This window comes from Streptomyces sp. NPDC012827 (assembly GCF_042900905.1).
In the GTDB taxonomy this organism is placed as follows: domain Bacteria; phylum Actinomycetota; class Actinomycetes; order Streptomycetales; family Streptomycetaceae; genus Streptomyces; species Streptomyces gulbargensis.
This window is the reverse complement of record NZ_JBIBBY010000006.1, coordinates 309,109-327,484: the sequence shown is the minus strand read 5'-3', so window position 1 is coordinate 327,484 and position 18,376 is coordinate 309,109. Positions and strand designations below refer to the sequence as shown.

11 protein-coding genes are annotated in these 18,376 nt (G+C 73.5%); 4 read left to right on the top strand and 7 right to left on the bottom strand.

Features of this window, described 5'->3' with window-relative positions:
- Positions 1 to 2,514, bottom strand: coding sequence for a DEAD/DEAH box helicase (locus ACFY60_RS16070; protein ID WP_388614394.1), 2,514 nt, complete (start codon positions 2,512 to 2,514; stop codon positions 1 to 3).
- A 127-nt stretch (positions 2,515 to 2,641) separates the two neighbouring features.
- Between ACFY60_RS16070 and ACFY60_RS16065 the strand changes: the two genes are divergently transcribed.
- Positions 2,642 to 3,433, top strand: coding sequence for a metal-dependent hydrolase (locus tag ACFY60_RS16065; protein ID WP_388614391.1), 792 nt, complete (start codon positions 2,642 to 2,644; stop codon positions 3,431 to 3,433).
- A 189-nt stretch (positions 3,434 to 3,622) separates the two neighbouring features.
- Here the strand turns inward: ACFY60_RS16065 and ACFY60_RS16060 are convergent, their stop codons facing one another.
- Both ACFY60_RS16060 and ACFY60_RS16055 read right to left on the bottom strand, forming a co-directional pair.
- Positions 3,623 to 5,404 (bottom strand): ABC transporter ATP-binding protein, encoded by a 1,782-nt coding sequence (locus ACFY60_RS16060; protein ID WP_388614389.1) that lies wholly within the window; start codon positions 5,402 to 5,404, stop codon positions 3,623 to 3,625.
- Positions 5,401 to 7,203 carry an ABC transporter transmembrane domain-containing protein gene (locus ACFY60_RS16055; protein WP_388614386.1) on the bottom strand — a complete coding sequence of 601 codons (1,803 nt, stop codon included), beginning with the start codon at positions 7,201 to 7,203 and terminating at the stop codon, positions 5,401 to 5,403. The genes ACFY60_RS16060 and ACFY60_RS16055 overlap by 4 nt, the downstream gene beginning before the upstream one ends.
- A gap of 191 nt (positions 7,204 to 7,394) precedes the next feature.
- Between ACFY60_RS16055 and ACFY60_RS16050 the strand changes: the two genes are divergently transcribed.
- On the top strand, positions 7,395 to 9,002 hold the full coding sequence (locus tag ACFY60_RS16050; protein ID WP_388614383.1) for a peptide-N4-asparagine amidase: 1,608 nt from the start codon (positions 7,395 to 7,397) through the stop codon (positions 9,000 to 9,002).
- A gap of 52 nt (positions 9,003 to 9,054) precedes the next feature.
- Here the strand turns inward: ACFY60_RS16050 and ACFY60_RS16045 are convergent, their stop codons facing one another.
- The 3 genes from ACFY60_RS16045 to ACFY60_RS16035 all read right to left on the bottom strand — a co-directional run bounded on the left by ACFY60_RS16045 (position 9,055) and on the right by ACFY60_RS16035 (position 14,140).
- A complete protein-coding gene (locus tag ACFY60_RS16045; RefSeq protein WP_388614380.1) occupies positions 9,055 to 10,470 on the bottom strand; it encodes a Gfo/Idh/MocA family protein in 1,416 nt (471 codons plus the stop codon).
- A gap of 249 nt (positions 10,471 to 10,719) precedes the next feature.
- Positions 10,720 to 13,644 (bottom strand): FAD-binding and (Fe-S)-binding domain-containing protein, encoded by a 2,925-nt coding sequence (locus tag ACFY60_RS16040; RefSeq protein ID WP_388614377.1) that lies wholly within the window; start codon positions 13,642 to 13,644, stop codon positions 10,720 to 10,722.
- A 34-nt stretch (positions 13,645 to 13,678) separates the two neighbouring features.
- Complete coding sequence (locus ACFY60_RS16035) at positions 13,679 to 14,140, bottom strand: MarR family winged helix-turn-helix transcriptional regulator (protein ID WP_388614375.1); 462 nt, start codon at positions 14,138 to 14,140, stop codon at positions 13,679 to 13,681.
- A 184-nt stretch (positions 14,141 to 14,324) separates the two neighbouring features.
- On the opposite strand from ACFY60_RS16035, the gene ACFY60_RS16030 reads away from it, so the two are divergent.
- Positions 14,325 to 16,181 carry an ABC transporter ATP-binding protein gene (locus tag ACFY60_RS16030; RefSeq protein WP_388614372.1) on the top strand — a complete coding sequence of 619 codons (1,857 nt, stop codon included), beginning with the start codon at positions 14,325 to 14,327 and terminating at the stop codon, positions 16,179 to 16,181.
- A gap of 251 nt (positions 16,182 to 16,432) precedes the next feature.
- Here ACFY60_RS16030 and ACFY60_RS16025 read toward each other — a convergent pair whose 3' ends face one another.
- A complete protein-coding gene (locus tag ACFY60_RS16025; RefSeq protein ID WP_388614368.1) occupies positions 16,433 to 17,554 on the bottom strand; it encodes an NAD(P)-binding domain-containing protein in 1,122 nt (373 codons plus the stop codon).
- 143 nt (positions 17,555 to 17,697) lie between these two features.
- Here ACFY60_RS16025 and ACFY60_RS16020 point away from each other — a divergent pair, with 143 nt between their 5' ends.
- Positions 17,698 to 18,120, top strand: a complete 423-nt coding sequence (locus ACFY60_RS16020; RefSeq protein WP_388614365.1) for a secondary thiamine-phosphate synthase enzyme YjbQ — start codon at positions 17,698 to 17,700, stop codon at positions 18,118 to 18,120.
- Positions 18,121 to 18,376 lie beyond the last annotated feature (256 nt).

Here is an 18,376-nt window from a genome sequence, read left to right as displayed (position 1 = left end):
CTACAGCTGTCCGACGGACGTCACCCGCACGACCGCCCGGCCCTCCTCGTCCGAGGCCGCGAGGTCCACCTCCGCGCTGATGCCCCAGTCATGGTCGCCGTTCGGGTCGGCGAAGGTCTGCCGGACGCGCCAGAGCCCGTGCGCCGGGTCCTCCTCGATCGACAGGAGCTTCGGGCCGCGCGCGTCCGGACCCGTCCCCAGGTCGTCGTACTCGTCCCAGTAGCCGTCCATGGCCTCGCCCCAGGCGTCCGCGTCCCAGCCGGACTCGGCGTCCATCGCCCCCAGCTCCTCCACGTTGTCCAGGGCCGCGAGCTCCACCCGCCGGAACATGGCGTTGCGCACCAGGACGCGGAAGGCGCGCGCGTTCGCCGTGACCGGCTTGACCTGGTCGGCCTTCTCCTGCGCCTCCTCCGCCGTCTCGACCTCCGGGTTCGCCAGCTGCTCCCACTCGTCCAGCAGCGAGGAGTCCACCTGGCGCACCATCTCGCCCAGCCAGGCGATCAGATCCTCCAGGTCCTCCGTCTTCAGGTCGTCCGGGATGGTGTGGTCCAGCGCCTTGTACGCGCTCGCCAGATAGCGCAGCACGATCCCCTCGGTCCGCGCCAGCTCGTAGTGCGAGGTGAACTCCGTGAAGGTCATCGCCCGTTCGTACATGTCACGGATGACGGACTTCGGCGACACCGGGTGGTCGCCCACCCACGGGTGCGACGTGCGGTAGACGCTGTACGCGTGCCAGAGCAGCTCCTCCAGCGGCTTCGGGTACGAGATCTCCTGGAGCCGCTCCATCCGCTCCTCGTACTCGACCCCGTCGGCCTTCATCGCGCCGACCGCCTCGCCGCGCGCCTTGTTCTGCTGCGCGGCCAGGATCTGGCGCGGGTCGTCGAGCGTCGACTCCACCACCGACACCATGTCCAGGGCGTACGAGGGCGACTCCTGGTCCAGCAGGTCGAAGGCGGCCAGCGCGAAGGTCGACAGCGGCTGGTTCAGCGCGAAGTCCTGCTGGAGGTCGACGGTCAGGCGGATCGTGCGGCCCTCGGCGTCCGGGGTCTCCAGCCGCTCCACCACCCCGCCGTCGAGCAGCGAACGGTAGATCGCGATGGCCCGCCGGATGTGCCGCAGCTGGTTCTGCCGCGGCTCGTGGTTGTCCTCCAGGAGCGTACGCATCGCCTCGAAGGCGTTCCCGGGCCGGGCGATCACCGACAGCAGCATGGTGTGGGTGACCCGGAAGCGGGAGGTCAGCGGCTCCGGCTCGGAGGCGATCAGCTTCTCGAAGGTGTTCTCCGACCAGGCGACGAAGCCCTCCGGGGCCTTCTTGCGGACCACCTTGCGGCGCTTCTTCGGGTCGTCGCCCGCCTTGGCGAGCGCCTTCTCGTTCTCGATGACGTGCTCGGGGGCCTGCGCCACCACGAAACCGGCCGTGTCGAAACCGGCCCGCCCGGCCCGGCCCGCGATCTGGTGGAACTCCCGCGCCCGCAGCGTCCGCACCCGGTTGCCGTCGTACTTCGTCAGGGCCGTGAACAGCACCGTGCGGATCGGCACGTTCACGCCGACCCCGAGGGTGTCCGTACCGCAGATCACCTTCAGCAGGCCCGCCTGCGCCAGCTTCTCCACGAGCCGCCGGTACTTGGGCAGCATGCCGGCGTGGTGCACGCCGATGCCGTGCCGCACGTACCGCGAGAGGTTCCGGCCGAAGGAGGTGGTGAACCGGAAGTTGCCGATCATCTCGGCGATCCGGTCCTTCTCCTCCCGCGTGCACATGTTGATGCTCATGAGCGACTGCGCCCGCTCCACGGCCTGCGCCTGCGTGAAGTGGACGATGTAGACCGGGGACTGCCTGGTGTCCAGGAGTTCGGTGAGGGTGTCGGTGATCGGGGTCGTCCGGTACTCGTACGACAGCGGCACCGGCCGGGTCGCCGAGCGGACCACCGAGGTCGGACGCCCGGTCCGCCGCGTCAGGTCCTTCTCGAACATCGACACGTCGCCGAGCGTCGCCGACATGAGGACGAACTGGGCCTGCGGCAGTTCGAGCAGCGGGATCTGCCAGGCCCAGCCGCGGTCCGGCTCGGCGTAGAAGTGGAACTCGTCCATCACGACCTGGCCGATGTCGGCGTCCTTGCCGTCCCGCAGGGCGATCGAGGCCAGCACCTCGGCGGTGCAGCAGATCACCGGGGCGTCGGCGTTGACGGAGGCGTCGCCGGTCAGCATGCCGACGTTCTCCGTGCCGAACAGCTTGCACAGGTCGAAGAACTTCTCCGACACCAGCGCCTTGATCGGCGCCGTGTAGAAGGTCACCTGGTCATGGGCGAGGGCCGTGAAGTGCGCCCCGGCGGCCACCAGGGACTTTCCCGAACCGGTCGGGGTGGAGAGGATCACGTTCGCCCCCGACACCACCTCGATCAGCGCCTCCTCCTGGGCCGGGTAGAGCGTGATGCCCCGCTCCTCGGCCCAGGTGGAGAAGGCCTCGAAGAGGGCGTCGGGGTCGGCGGTCGGCGGCAGCTGATCGATAAGGGTCACGCCCCCATCTTGCCTGGATTCCCCCCGGAGGAGGGAACCGGCCGTCCGGAACGAAGATCATCGACGGTAGGCTCGACGGTCGACCGGCCGTCACGCGCGCCGGCGGGAGAACGGGGCGACACCGAACATGATGGGACCGGCGCACTCGCTGTCGGGAGCGGCGGCCTGGCTCGGTGTGGGAGCGGCAGCGGCCGCCCTCGACCACCCGATGCCCTGGCCGGTCCTCCTCACCGGCGCGCTCATCTGCGCGGGCGCCGCCCTCGCCCCCGACCTCGACCACCGGTCCGCGACGATCTCGCGCGCCTTCGGCCCGCTCTCGCGCGGCCTGTGCGGGATCGTCGACAAGCTGTCGTACGCGGTCTACAAGGCGACCCGCTCGGCCGCCGACCCGCGCCGCTCCGGCGGCCACCGGACGCTCACCCACACCTGGCTCTGGGCCGTGCTCATCGGGGCCGGCGCGTCCACGGCCGCGGTCACGGGCGGGCGGTGGGCGGTGCTCGGCCTCCTCTTCGTCCACCTGGTCCTCGCCGTGGAGGGGCTGCTGTGGCGGGCCGCCCGCATGTCCAGCGACATCCTGGTCTGGCTCCTCGGCGCGACGAGCGCCTGGATCGTCGCCGGGATCCTCGACCAGCCGGGCAACGGCGCGAACTGGCTGTTCACCGACCCCGGGCAGGAGTACCTGTGGCTGGGCCTGCCGGTCCTCCTCGGCGCCCTCGTCCACGACATCGGGGACGCCCTCACCGTCTCCGGCTGCCCGATCCTGTGGCCCATACCCGTCGGCCGCAAGCGCTGGTACCCGGTCGGCCCGCCGAAGGCGCTGCGCTTCCGGGCCGGCAGCTGGGTCGAGCTGAAGGTCCTCATGCCGGCCTTCATGGTCCTCGGCGGGGTCGGCGGGGCCTCGGCCCTCGGCTACATCTGAGGACCGCTACGGAGGACCGCCGTCCAGCAGGACGGCGGGGCCGTCCAGGAGGTCGTCCTTGTCCGCGACGTGCCGGTACGGCGACATGGCCGCCGCACCCGGGTCGGCGGCCACCCGGCACGTCGAGAGCCCGGCCGGTCCTTCCGCGTCGGGAGCCGCCCCCGCCGGCCGGGCGGCCCCGCCCCCTGCCTACCCGTGCCAGGACCGCCACAGCGCCGCGTACGCGCCGTCCGCGGCGACCAGGTCGTCGTGACTGCCCAGTTCGCTGATCCGGCCGGACTCGACCACCGCGATCAGGTCCGCGTCGTGCGCGGTGTGCAGGCGGTGCGCGATGGCCACCACCGTGCGGCCGTCCAGGACCCGGCTCAGGGAGCGCTCCAGGTGGCGGGCCGCCCGTGGGTCGAGCAGGGAGGTCGCCTCGTCCAGGACCAGGGTGTGCGGGTCCGCGAGCACCAGGCGGGCCAGGGCGACCTGCTGGGCCTGCGCCGGGGTCAGCGTCCGGCCGCCCGAGCCGACCTCGGTGTCGAGGCCCGCCTCCAGGCCCCGCGCCCAGCCCTCGGCGTCCACCGCCGACAGCGCGGCCCACAGCTCCTCGTCGGTGGCGTGCGCCCGGGCCAGGCGCAGGTTGTCCCGCAGGGAGCCCACGAAGACGTGGTGCTCCTGGTTGACCAGGGCCACGTGCGAGCGGACGCGTTCGGCAGGCATCCTGGCCAGTTCCGCGTCCCCGAGCGTGACCGATCCGGCCCGGGGCGCGTAGATCCCGGCGAGCAGCCGCCCGAGGGTGGACTTGCCCGCCCCGGACGGGCCGACCAGGGCCAGCCGGGTCCCGGGCGCCACGTCCAGCGACACCCGGTGCAGCACGTCCGCACCCTCCCGGTAACCGAACCGGACCTCCTCGGCCCGGACCGCCCGGCCCTCGGGCCGTACCTCCGCGTCACCCGCCTCCGGCTCGATGTCCCGGACGCCCACCAGCCGGGCCAGCGACACCTGCGCGACCTGGAGTTCGTCGTACCAGCGCAGCACGATCCCGATCGGGTCGACCAGCATCTGCGCGAGCAGTGCGCCCGTCGTCAGCTGGCCGACGTCGATCCAGCCCTGGAGGACGAAGACCCCGCCGAGCAGCAGGACGGATCCCAGCACCGTGGTGTGCGTCAGGTTGACCACGGGGAACAGCACCGAGCGCAGGAAGAGCGTGTAGTTCTCCCACGCCACCCACTGAGAAATGCGCCGGTCGGAGAGGGCGATCCGGCGGGCGCCCAGGCGGTGCGCCTCGACGGTGCGGCCCGCGTCGACGGTCTCGGCGAGCGCGGCGGCCACCGCCGCGTACCCCGCGGACTCCGAGCGGTAGGCGGACGGGGCCCGCCGGAAGTACCAGCGGCAGCCCACGACGAGCAGCGGCACCGCCAGCAGCGCGGCGAGGGCGAGCGGCGGTGCCGTCACCGCGAGGCCGCCGAGCAGCAGGCCCGCCCAGACGACACCGATCGCCAGTTGCGGCACGGCCTCCCGCATCGCGTTGGCGAGCCGGTCGACGTCCGTGGTGATCCGGGACAGCAGGTCACCGGTCCCGGCCCGCTCGAGGACGCCCGGGGGCAGAGCGACGGACCGCACCAGGAAGTCCTCGCGCAGGTCGGCGAGCATTTCCTCGCCGAGCATCGCGCCCCGCAGCCGGACGAGCCGCACGAACACGGTCTGCACGAGCAGCGCGACCGCGAACAGGGCGACCGTGCGCTCCAGATGGAGTTCGCGCGCCCCCGCCGCGAGCCGGTCGACCACCGAGCCCAGCAGGTACGGCCCCACCATCGAGGCGATCACCGCGACCGCGTTGACCCCGATCAGCAGGGCGAAGGCGCGCCGGTGACGGCGGAGCAGCTCACGCACGTAGGCGCGGACGGTCGCGCTCGTGGCGACGGGCAGCGTCGTCGCCGTCGTCGGGGCGGCCGGATCGTACTCCGGGGGCGCGGCGCCGATCATGCCGTCTCTCCTTCCCGCGCTTCGCGCGGAGCGGTGCGGCCGGTCGCCGCGGTGAGTTCCTGGTCGGTCTCGCGGGTGACCACCGCCCGGTAGCGCGGTTCGCCGGCGAGGAGTTCCCGGTGGGTGCCGACGGCGAGCGCCTGGCCCTCGTGGACCAGGACCACCCGGTCGGCGCGGTCCAGGAGGAGGGGCGAGGAGGCCAGCACCACCGTCGTCGCGCCCGCGCGCAGCTTCTTGACGCCCTCGGCCACGCGGGCCTCGGTGTGCGAGTCGACGGCGGAGGTCGGTTCGTCCAGGACGAGCACCTCCGGGTCGGTGACGAGCGACCGGGCCAGGGCGAGGCGCTGGCGCTGGCCGCCCGAGAGCGAGCGGCCCCGTTCGGTGATGCGGGTGCGCATCGGGTCGCCGTCGCCGTCGACGGAGGCCTGCGCGAGGGCGTCGAGGACGTCCCCGCACTGCGCGGCGGCGAGCGCCTCCTCCGCCCGCACGGCGCCCGAGGACGGCACGTCGAGGAGCTCCCCGAGCGTGCCGGACAGCAGGACCGGGTCCTTGTCCTGGACGAGAACCGCGGTACGGGCGGTCTCCAGGGGCAGTTCGTCGAGCGGGACGCCGCCGAGGAGCACCGAGGTGTGGTCCTCGCCGGGTTCGGCCGGATGGCCGCCGAGCCGGTCCGCGAGCCGCCCCGCGACGTCCGGGTCGCCGCACACCACGGCGGTGAACCGCCCCGCCGGGGCCAGGACCCCGGTCAGCGGGTCGTACAGGTCGCCGCTCGCCGTGCGCCGCTCGTCCCCGGAGGGCTCGGTCGCACGGGTCAGCGCCAGGACCCGCGCCGCCCGCTTCGCGGAGGGCCGGGAGAAGGCGAAGGCCATCGCGATCTCCTCCACGTTCCGCAGCGGATGGTGGGTGAGCGCCACCGCCCCGTACACGGTGACCAGTTCGCCGACCCCGATCCGGCCGTCGAGGGCGAGGCGCGCCCCGTACGCCACCACGGCGATCAGCAGCAGGCCCGGCAGCAGCACCTGCACCGCCGCGATCAGCGCCCACATGCGGGCGCTGCGCACGGCCGCCTCCCGGACCTCCTGGGAGGCGGTCCGGTAGCGGCCGAGGAACAGCTCCTCGCCGCCGATGCCGCGCAGCACCCGCAGCCCGGCGACGGTGTCGGAGGCGAGTTCGGTGGCCCGGCCCGCCTTCTCGCGCTGGACGTCCGCCCGGCGGGTGGCACGGGGGAGCAGCGGCAGCGCGGCGAGCGCCAGGGCGGGGACTCCGGCGGCCACGACGACCCCGAGCGCCGGTTCGTACACGACGAGCCCGGCGCACACCAGCAGCAGGGTGACCGCGGCGGCGGTGAACCGGGACAGCGCCTCGACGAACCAGCTGATCTTCTCGACGTCACCCGTGGAGACGGCGACGACCTCGCCGGCCGCCACCCGGCGGGTGAGCAGGGAGCCCAGTTCGGCGGTCTTGCGCGACAGGAGCTGCTGGATCCGGGCGGCGGCCGTGATCCAGTTGGTGACGGCGGTGCGGTGCAGCATGAGGTCACCCACCGCGATCGCCGCGCCGAGCGCCACGAGCACCAGCCCGGCCAGCGCCAGCCGCCCGCCGTCCCGGTCGACGACCGCCTGGACGGCGAGGCCGACGCCGAGCGGGAGCCCGGCGATGCCCAGGTTCAGCAGCAGGCCCCAGAGCAGGGACCTCACCTGCCCGCCGAGCTGGCGGCGACCGAGCCAGAGGAGGAACCGGCCGCCCGAGCGGACGTCGGGGACCCCGGGGTCGGCGTAGGGAAGTTCTCGAATCTGCATGGCGTCCCAGGGTTCCGGGTGCGGACGGTGCGGGGCGCCGGAGGGGTGCGGCGGCGCCCGCGGAAACCGTGCAAGGGTCGCCTTCCCGCCGGGAGCGCGGCAATCGATTTTCCCCATCGGGGAACAGATCGCGCCATGTCCGCTCATCGTCCTCTGGACCGCGCCCGGGGACCGCGCTTCACTTCCGCCCCATGAGACCACTCAAGATCATGAGCATGCTCAGCGGTCTGGTGCTCGCCGCCGGCGCCCTCCTCACGGCCCCGCCGGCCGCCGCCGGCGGACCCGCCGGTCCCACGCCGCCGGCCGAGTTCACCTCCGACTGGCACGACCCGGTCACCGCCGCCCCGCCCGTCACCACCCCCGGCACCCGCAGCTGCGAGGTCACCCTCGCGGCCGCCCGATTCCGCGACTTCACCCCGTACCGCGGCACGTACACCCCGCCCAAGGAGTGCGGCACCCGCTGGAACAAGGTCGTCCTCCGCCTCGACGGCCAGGTGAAGGGCCGCCAGTACGACCGGCTCGGCCATCTGTCGCTCGGGGGCGTCGAGATCTTCCGCACCTCCACGCCCCAGCCCTCGCCCGACGGCATCACCTGGTCCGTCGAGAAGGACGTGACCCGCTACCGCGACACCCTCAGCCGGCCGCAGCCCGTCGAGATGCTCATCGGCAACGTCGTGAACGAGACGTACACCGGCGTTCTCGACGTCCGTGTCACCCTCACCTTTCACACCGCACAGGGCCGCGTGAAGCCCGCCGCCGGCACCCCCGACCGGGTGATTCCCCTCACCGGTCCCACGCTCACCGCCCCGCGCAACACCGAGCGCCTGCTCGCCGAGGTGTACGCCACCGGCTCCGGCGGCGGCTGCGAGGAGTACTGGTACCTCTCCGTGCCCGACACCGCCCCCTACTCCTGCCGCGCCGCCGACGGGCCCCACCGCGAGGTCCGGATCAGCGTCGACGGCAGGCTCGCCGGGATCGCCGCGCCCTTCCCCACCGTCTGGACCGGCGGCTGGTCCAACCCCTTCCTCTGGTACGTCACCCCCGGCCCGCGCGCCTTCGACGTCCAGCCGGTCGTGTACGACCTGACACCCTTCGCCGCCCTGCTCAACGACGGAGGGGAACACCGCGTGGAGGTCTCCGTCGCCGGCGTCCCGGCCGGCCTGTCCGGCTGGTCCACCCCCACCAACATCCTGCTCTGGCAGGACGAGGGCAGCGAGGTCGTCACCGGGGCCCTCGACCGTCACGAGGAGAGCCGCCCCGTCAACACCCCCGTCCACACCGCGGGTTCACCGCACCGACTGGAGACCATCGCCGACCACCGGCTCACCGTCGGCGGGCACCTCGTCACCTCGCACGGCCGCGTCGACACCACCGTCACCCGCTCCGTCGGCCACCGCTCCGTCCACCGCTGGGGCGAGGGCGAGAACCCCGACGCGCTCACCGCCCGCTGGACCGACCGCGAGACGGTCACCTCCGGGCGCACCGTCACCCGCACGGACCGCACGTACACCATGGACGGCGAGACCACCGTCGGCGCCGGCGACCGGCTGCGGACCGTGCTCACCCTGGGGGACCGCGCCGACACCGCCGTCCTCCGGGACGGGCGGCGGCTGTCCTGGTCGCGCCTCGACGACACGTACACCGGCGACGCCACCTACACCACCGGCGTGCCGCGCGACCAGCGGCACGCGATCGGCACCAGCACCGAGCGCTACCGGCTGTACGGCTCCGGGGGCTGCCACGACCGGAGCGTGACGGCCGTCCAGGGCACCGTGACCCAGGACCTGCGGCGCTGCTGAACGCCCGCGTGCCCGGCTCCCGAACGCGAACCGGGCACGCGGGGCCGCCCGGTCAGGCGGGCTTGACCGAGTCCATTCCGCTCCGGGCCTTGCGCCACTCGCCGCGCGTGAAGTCCGGGATCTCCTGCGGCGCGCCGTCGGCCTTGATCGAGGCGTGGCTCAGCGGCACCGGAGCCGTCCAGGTCGCCGCGTCGTACACGTCGAAGTCCGGGACGAGCCCGAGCCGCATGCACTGCATCAGACGGAAGATCATGATGTAGTCCATGCCGCCGTGCCCCCCGGGCGGGTTGGCGTGCTCCTTCCACAGCCAGTGGTCGAACTCCGCCGCGTAGGCCGCGAAATCGCCCCACTGGTGGTTCTTGTGGTCCGGCTCCAGGTAGATCCGGGCGGGGTAGTCCTCGAAGACGCCCCGGGTGCCGCCCAGGCTGTTGATCCGGCTGTAGGGGTGCGGGGTGGACACGTCGTGCTCCAGCCGGATCACCCGGCCCTTCGCCGTCCGCACCATGCTGATCGTCCGGTCGGCGCCGATGTACGACTCCTTCCAGCTCGGGTCACCGGGCGGCACGTGCGCCGCCCGGTACTCCGCGAGCCCGAGCGCCGGGGTGCCGAAGCTGCTGATGCTCACCACCCGGTCGCCGCGGTTGACGTCCATGTAGTTGGCGACGGGACCGAAGCCGTGGTTGGGGTACAGGTCCCCGCGCAGCCGGGTGTGCCAGAGCCGGCGCCAGGGGCCCTCGTAGTACGTCGGCGAGAACATCAGCTCGCGCAGGTCGTGGTTGTACGCCCCCGCGCCGTGCAGCAGCTCGCCGAACTTGCCCGCGTGCGCCATCCGCAGCACCCGCAGCTCGTTCCGCCCGTAGCAGCAGTTCTCCAGCTGCATGCAGTGGCGGCGGGTCTGCTCGGACAGGTCCACCAGGTCCCACAGGTCCTCCAGCCGCATCGCGACCGGACACTCCACGCCGACGTGCTTGCCGCCCAGCATCGCCGCCCGCGCCATGGGAAAGTGCAGCTCCCACGGGGTGACCACGTACACGAAGTCGACATCGGTACGGGCGCAGAGGTTCTCGTAGTCCTCCTCGCCCTTGGTGTAGAGGGCGGGCGCCGGCTGGCCGGCGGCGGTGACCTTCGCGGCGGCCCGCTCGGCCTTCTCGCGCACCGGGTCGCACAGCGCGACGACGCGGACGCCCGGCAGCGCCAGGAAGTGGCCGATCATGCTGCTGCCGCGGTTGCCGAGGCCGATGATGCCGACCCGGACGGTGGACCGCCGCTCGAAGGGCACCCCGGCCATGGTGGCCCCCCGGCGCTTCGGGGCCGCCGCGGTCCCGGCCGGCGACGCCGCCGCCGGCCCGGGGGCGGCGTGGGCGGGGTGACCGCCCAGGGCGCCGAACCCGAGGCCCGCGCCCGCCGCTCCCGCCGTGGTCCTCAGGACGGTACGGCGGCTCGGGTCGCGCGGAGTCTGCTCGTTCATGGAACCTCCAGAACCTGTGTGCACGGCTGTTTCATGAATCCCGCACAGGACCCTGGCCCCCGTCTCCGGGGGTGCGCAAGGGCGTCGGTAGGACTCTTGCGACGGGTAGTTGGACTTTACTGTTCCGGCTCACCCACCGGGCCGCACCGCTGAACGACCGTCACTCGAACATGTGACGGGCCCCTCCCTGGGAAGGGGGGAGGGGCCGATGGCACCCGGGCCCCGCCGAGGGCGGCGGAGCCCGGCGGATCAGGGCCGCGTCGCCCGTTCCAGGGCGAGGAGCGCCGACACGTACGTCCGCCCCGTGGCCCGCTCCATCCCGATCTCGCACGTCCGGTTGGCCGAAAGGTGCGCGTCGAACGGGCGCGCCGTCACCTCGGCCGCCTCCCGCGCCGTCGCAGAGGCGGTCAGCTCCGGGTGCAGCATGCCCCGGTCGCCGGCGAACGCGCAGCACCCGGCGTCGAGGGGCACCACGACCTCCTCCGCGCACGCCTCCGCCACCGCGGTGAGCTTCTCCTCGTCGCCCAGGTGCCGCATGGAGCACGTCGGATGCACCACCGCCGAGTCCACCCTGCGCAGCACCTCCAGGCGGGGCAGGAGTTCGTCCGCCGCCCACACCAGGGAGTCGACCACCGTCAGGGCGGCGTGCAGCCGCCGGTTCTCCCCGGTGAGGTACGGGACGACCTCCCGCGCCAGCCCGAGGGTGCACGAGGACGCGTCCACGACGAGCGGCAGCCGCCCGCCGTTCGTCCACTCCCAGGCCGCCTCCACGATCCGGTTCGCCATCAGCTCGTCACCCCGCCGGTATCCCTTGGAGTGCCAGATGGTGGCGCAGCACGTGCCGGCCACGTCGTCCGGGATCCACACGGGCCGCCCGGCCCGCGCCGACACCGCCACGACCGCCTCGGGCAGAGAGGGACCCGGCACCCCGGCCGGATTCCCGAAGATCCGGTTCACGCAGGCCGGGTAGTAGACGGCGGCGGCACCGGCCCGGACCGTGCGCGGCAGCCGCCGTGCCGCGGCGGCCGGGATCTCCGGCAGCCACTCCGGTACGAGGTCGGGCCGCACCGCCCTGCGGGCGAGGCCCGTCAGCCGCTCCAGGGCGCGGTCGCCGATCCGGCCCGCGGCGCCGAGCACGAGCCGCGCGGAGGCCTCGACGGCCCGGAAGTTCCGCGCGGCCAGGGCGGCGAGGCGCTCCTCGCGCGCCGAGTGCCGTTCGTGCCGGAACTCCCGCATCAGTGCGCCAGTGTCGATCCCCACCGGGCAGTCCAGCGCGCAGGTCGAGTCACCCGCGCAGGTGTCCACCGCCTCGTAGCCGTACGCCTCCAGAAGCCGCGCCTCGACCGGAGAACCGGGCGCCTGCCGCATCATCTCGCGGCGCAGCACGATCCGCTGACGCGGAGTGGTCGTCAGATCGCCGCTCGGGCAGGTCGGTTCGCAGAAGCCGCACTCGATGCAGGGGTCGGCGATCCGCTCCACGGCCGGGATGGTCTTCAGCCCGCGCAGATGAGCCTGCGGGTCCCGGTCCAGGACGATCCTCGGGGCGAGGACCCCCTCCGGATCGAGCAGCTCCTTGGTCCGCCACATCAGCTCGGTCGCCCGCGGCCCCCATTCCAGCTCCAGGAACGGCGCGATGTTCCGCCCGGTGGCGTGCTCGGCCTTGAGGGAGCCGTCGAAGCGTTCCACGGTCAGCTTGCAGAACTCGTCCATGAACGCGGCGTACCGCTCCACGTCCGAGGGGTCGCCCGCGTCGAAGGCCAGCAGGAAGTGCAGGTTGCCGTGGGCCGCGTGGCCGGCGACGGCGGTGTCGAAGCCGTGGCGGGCCTGGAGGTCGAGCAGTTCCGCACAGGCCTCGGCGAGCCGGTCCGGCGGCACCGCGAAGTCCTCGGTGATCAGCGTCGTGCCCGAGGGGCGGGTCCCGCCGACGGCCGTCACGAAGGCCTTGCGGGCCTTCCAGTAGCTGTTGATCCGCCCCGGATCCCGGGTGAACGCGTTGTCGGCCGACGCCACCGGGGTGACCGTCCCCAGGCCGTCGAGGACGTCTTGCGCCGCCCGTTCGTACGCCTCCAGGGCCACCGTGTCCGCAGCCCGGAACTCGACCAGGAGCGCCGCCGTCCCGTCCGGCAGCTCCGCCCAGTCGGCCGGCACGCCCGGCACGCTCACGGAGGCGCGCAGGGTGTTGCCGTCCATCAGCTCGACCGCGCGCGCCCCGGCCCCGGTGAAGTGCGGCACGGCCGCGGCGGCGTCCGTCAGGGAGGGGAAGAACAGCAGGCCCGCGCAGACCGCGCGGTCCAGCGGCAGGGTGTCGAAGACGACCTCGGAGATGAAGCCGAAGGTGCCCTGGGAGCCGACCATGAGGCCCCGCAGGATCTCGGCCGGCGTGGCCCCGTCGAGGAAGGCGTCGAGCCGGTAGCCGTTGGTGTTCTTCAGGGCGTGCTTGGCCCGGATGCGCGCGGTCAGCTCCGCGTCGGCCTCGATCTCCGCCTTCAGCGCCAGAAGACCGGCGCAGAGCCTCGGCTCGGCCCGGGCGAGCGCGGCGTCGGCGTCGGGGGCGCCGGTGTCCACGATCGTCCCGCTCGGCAGGACGAAGGTCAGCGAGGCCAGCGTGCGGTAGGAGTTGCGGGTGGTGCCGGCCGTCATCCCCGAGGCGTTGTTGGCCACCACGCCGCCCAGCGTGCAGGCCACCGCGCTCGCCGGGTCCGGCCCGAGGACCCGGCCGTGCGGGGCGAGCGCGGCATTGGCCCGGACGACGGTGGTGCCCGGACCGCAGCGGACGCGGGCGCCCCCGTCCAGGACCTCGGTGGAGGCCCAGTGGCGGCGCACGTCGACGAGGATGTCCTCGCCCTGCGCCTGCCCGTTGAGGCTCGTCCCGGCGGCCCGGAAGACCACCTCGCGGCCCTTGCCCCGCGCGTACGACAGCACGGCCGACACGTCGTCCACGTCCTCCGCGACCACCACCACCTGCGGCAGGAACCGGTAGGGGCTCGCGTCCGACGCGTACCGCACCAGGTCGGAGAGGCCGGTCAGGACCTTCTCGGGGCCGAGGAGCTCGGTCAGCTCCTCGCGCAGCCGCCGCGGGGTGCCCTTCGCCAGGAGCCCGGGGATCCGGTCCGGGGCCGGGGCCTTCCGCTCGCGTGGGCCGAGGGCCCCGGGCTTCGGTTCCAGCAGCGGCATGTCACGGCTCCCCTTCGGCGCGCCCGGCCCGGGGTCAGCAGCCGTCCGGTCCGGGGTCCACCAGGGCCGACAGCAGATCTCCGAGCACCTCGCGCTGGTCGACGGTCAATGGAGCAAGGATCTCCTCCGCCGCCCCCCGGCGCGCGCAGCGCAGCTCCCGCAGCGTGGCGCGCCCCTCCTCGGTGAGTTCGATCCGCACCACCCGGCGGTTGGCCGGATCGGGTGCCCGGCGCACCCGGCCGCTCGCCTCCAGACCGTCGACCAGGCTGGTCACCGCCCGGGGGACCACCTCCAGCCGGGCGGCGAGATCGGCCATCCGGGGCGGCTCGCCGTACGTGGCGACCGTCCGGAGCAGCCTCGACTGGGCAGGGGTGATGCCGACCGGCTCCAGATGGCGCTTCTGGATCCGGTGGAGGCGGCGGGTGAGCCGCAGCAACTGCTCGGCGAGGAGCCCGTCGGCGTCGGGCCGGGCGGGCGGCCGGTCGGGGGTACTCATACCGGAACATTATCAGGACTATGCTCATTGTGAACATAGGTAAGAGTGAGTTATGGTCGAACGGGCCGCCCGCGCGCCCCGCGCCGCACGCCCCCGTCATGTGCGGGGCCGTGCGCGCCCGGACGCCCCCGCCGCCGTACCGCTCCCGCCCCCCGCCGGGCCCGGCCGACCTCCGAAGGAGCCCATGCACCCCCACGACCAGTCCACCTGGACGCCCCCGCCCCGCGATCCCGGACAGCCCCGGGAACCCGCCCAGCTGCGGCGCATCCTCGGACTCTTCCGCCCCTACCGCGCCCGCCTCGCGCTCGTCGGCCTCCTCGTCGGCGCCGCCTCGCTGGTCTCGGTCGCCTCACCGTTCCTGCTCAAAGAGATCCTGGACACCGCGATCCCCCAGGGCCGCACCGGACTCCTCAGCCTGCTCGCCCTCGGCATGATCCTCACCGCCGTCCTCACCGGCGTCTTCGGTGTGCTCCAGACGCTGATCTCCACCACGGTCGGCCAGCGCGTCATGCACGACCTGCGGACCGGGGTCTACGCCCAGCTCCAGCGCATGCCGCTGGCCTTCTTCACCCACACCCGCACCGGCGAGGTGCAGTCCCGCATCGCCAACGACATCGGCGGCATGCAGGCCACCGTCACCTCCACGGCCACCTCCCTCGTCGCCAACCTCACCGCCGTCGTCGCGACCGTCGTCGCCATGCTCGCCCTCGACTGGCGCCTCACCCTCGTCTCCCTGCTCCTGCTCCCCGTCTTCGTCTGGATCAGCCGGCGCGTCGGCCGCGAGCGGAAGCGGATCACCACCCAGCGCCAGAAGCAGATGGCCGCGATGGCCGCGACGGTCACCGAGTCCCTCTCCGTGAGCGGCATCCTGCTCGGCCGCACCATGGGCCGCGCCGACTCGCTCACCCGTTCCTTCGCCGCCGAGTCCGAGCGCCTCGTCGGCCTCGAGGTGCGCTCCTCCATGGCCGGACGCTGGCGCATGGCCACCATCGGCATCGTCATGGCCGCCATGCCCGCCCTGCTCTACTGGGCCGCCGGCCTCGCCCTCCGCGCCGGCGGCCCGGCGATCTCCCTCGGCACCCTCGTGGCCTTCGTCTCGCTCCAGCAGGGCCTGTTCCGGCCCGCCGTGAGCCTGCTGTCCACCGGCGTGCAGATCCAGGCCTCGCTCGCCCTCTTCCAGCGCATCTTCGAATACCTCGACCTGCCCGTGGACATCACCGAGCCCGCCGACCCGGTCCGCCTGGAGAAGGTCCGCGGCGAGGTCGCCTTCGAGCGGGTCGAGTTCCGCTACGACCCCGACTCGACGGGTCCGGCGACCCTCGACGCCGTCGACCTGACCGTCCCCGCGGGCGGAAGCCTGGCCGTGGTCGGAGCGACCGGTGCCGGCAAGTCCACCCTCGGTCTGCTCGTGCCCCGGCTGTACGACGTGACCGGCGGCCGCGTCACCCTCGACGGGGTCGACGTACGGGACCTCGACTTCGACACCCTGGCCCGCGCCGTCGGCGTGGTCTCCCAGGAGACCTACCTCTTCCACGCCTCGGTCGCCGACAATCTGCGCTTCGCCCGGCCCGACGCCACGGACGAGGAGATCGAGGCCGCCGCCCGCGCGGCCCAGATCCACGACCATATCGCCTCGCTGCCCGACGGCTACGACACCCTCGTCGGCGAGCGCGGCCACCGCTTCTCCGGCGGCGAGAAGCAGCGCCTGGCCATCGCCCGCACGATCCTGCGCGACCCTCCCGTCCTGATCCTGGACGAGGCCACCAGCGCGCTCGACACCCGTACCGAACGCGCGGTGCAGGAGGCCATCGACGCGCTCTCGAAGGGCCGCACCACCCTCACCATCGCCCACCGGCTCTCCACCGTCCGCGACGCGGACCAGATCGTCGTCCTGGAGGCCGGGCGCGTCGCCGAGCGCGGTACCCACGAGGAACTCCTCGCGCTGGACGGGCGGTACGCGGAACTGGTCCGGCAGGATGCCCGTACCGCCCGCGGAGCCGAACAGGCGAACGTGGGAGCGGGTGTTCCCCGGAACGTGTGATCGTTCCGGGATTCGTTGCTCAACTCCCGTCCGGCGTCGGATGATTACGGTGCGCAAGCGACGGGCTGCAGACCGCGTACGCGCTGTCCCGACGAAGAACATGCACGAGGAGAAGTCCCACCATGAACGTGATCACCAACCTGCTCGCCGGCGTCGTCCACTTCCTGGGCTGGCTCGTCTGACGATCGCAGTGCCCGGCGCCGCCGGTCCCCCGTCCCAGGGGGCCGGCGGCGCCGCCGCGTCCGGCGGCCTCAGGCGGGAAGCCCGCTCGGCGCCGGGGTGTCCGCCGCCGAGCCCTCACGGGCGAGGAGGCGGCGGATCTCCGTCACGGCCGCCCGGCCCGCCCGGTTGGCGCCGATGGTCGAGGCGGACGGACCGTACCCGACCAGGTGGACGCGTGCGTCCCGGACGGCACGGGTGCCCTCCAGCCGGATGCCGCCGCCCGGCTCCCGCAGCCGCAGCGGCGCCAAGTGGTCGATGGCGGGCCGGAAGCCGGTGGCCCACAGGATCACGTCCGCGTCGACGCTCCGGCCGTCGTCCCAGGCCACCCCGGTCGGGGTGATCCGGTCGAACATCGGCGACCGGTCGAGCACCCCGTCGGCCCGGGCTGCCCGGATCGCGTCCGTGAGGGGCAGCCCCGTGACCGAGACGACGCTCCGCGGCGGCAGACCCCGCCGTACCCGCTCCTCCACCAGCGCGACGGCCGCCCGGCCCTCCGCCTCGCCGAAGGAACCCTCACGGAAGACCGGCTCACGGCGCGTGACCCAGGTCGTCCCGGCCGCGAGCGGGGCGATCTCCATGAGGTGCTGCGTGCCCGACGCCCCGCCACCGACGACGATCACGCGCTTCCCGGCGAACGCCTCCGGGCCGGGGTAGCCGGCGGTGTGCAGCTGGACGCCCCGGAAGGTCTCCTGCCCGGGGTAGCGCGGCCAGAACGGGCGGTCCCAGGTGCCGGTGGCGTTGATCAGGGCGCGGGTCACGTGGACGCCCTCGGAGGTCTCGACCCGCAGCCGCCTCTGCTCGCCCTCCCGGACGGCGGTCACGCCGACGGGCCGGTGCACCCGCAGCCCGAACGTCCGCTCGTACGTCTCGAAATACTCCTGGATCACCTCGGAGGACGGGCGCGCGGGGTCGGCCCCGGTCAGCTCCAGGCCGGGCAGGGCGTGCATCCCGTGGACCTTGCCGTACGTCAGGGACGGCCACCGGAACTGCCAGGCGCCTCCGGCCCGCGGCGCGTGATCCAGAACCACGAAGTCCCGGTCCGGCTCCATGCCGACCCGCCGCAGGTGAAACGCGGCGGACAGCCCCGCCTGCCCGGCACCGATGACGACCACGTCCACGGCGCTGACCTCTCCGACCCCAAATTCGTTCACCTTTCTACCAACGGGGGCGGGGTCCCGGATCTTCCCGGGCCGGTCACCCCCGGACCGGCTCCGGCGGCCGCCCGGCGGTCGAGACCCGTCCCACGGCCCGGTCGCTGCGCGCTTTCCTGCCGCCCGGGCGGCAGGATGACGGCATGGCGCACTCCTTCACCACCACCCTGCTCGACCTCACCACCGGCAACCGCGAGACCGTCACCGACCTGACCCGCGACTGCGAGGCCTTCCTCGCCGAGGCCGCCGCCGGCCGTGACGGCCTGCTCAACCTCTTCGTCCCGCACGCCACGGCGGGCCTCGCCGTCCTGGAGACCGGCTCGGGCAGCGACGCCGACCTCCTCGCCACCCTCCACCACCTGCTCCCGGCGGACGACCGCTGGCAGCACCGCCACGGCAGCCCCGGCCACGGCCGCGACCACGTCCTCCCCGCCTTCCTCCCACCCCACGCCACCCTCCCGGTCCTCGCCGGCCGCCTGGCCCTGGGCACCTGGCAGTCGGTCTGCCTGGTGGACACGAACAAGGACAACCCGGAGCGGCAGGTGCGGCTGACGTTCCTCGGGTAGCGGCGGGTACTGCGGGACTGCAGGCGGGATATCCGGCCGCACCAAGCGGTCCAGCGTCGGCTCCTCTTTCGCAGTGATCGCCGCGGCGTGAATCAGCCAGGTCCTTTGGTCCCTGCCGGCGGGGGCGGTGCCTGGGGGAGAATGGCCGACGATGACCGTCACTGTTTCCAGCGCCTCGGCCGGTCCGGATCCCGAGCCGGACGGATTCGGCCCCTTCGCCCACCTCACCGTGCCGAACACCCCGGCTCTACCGCCA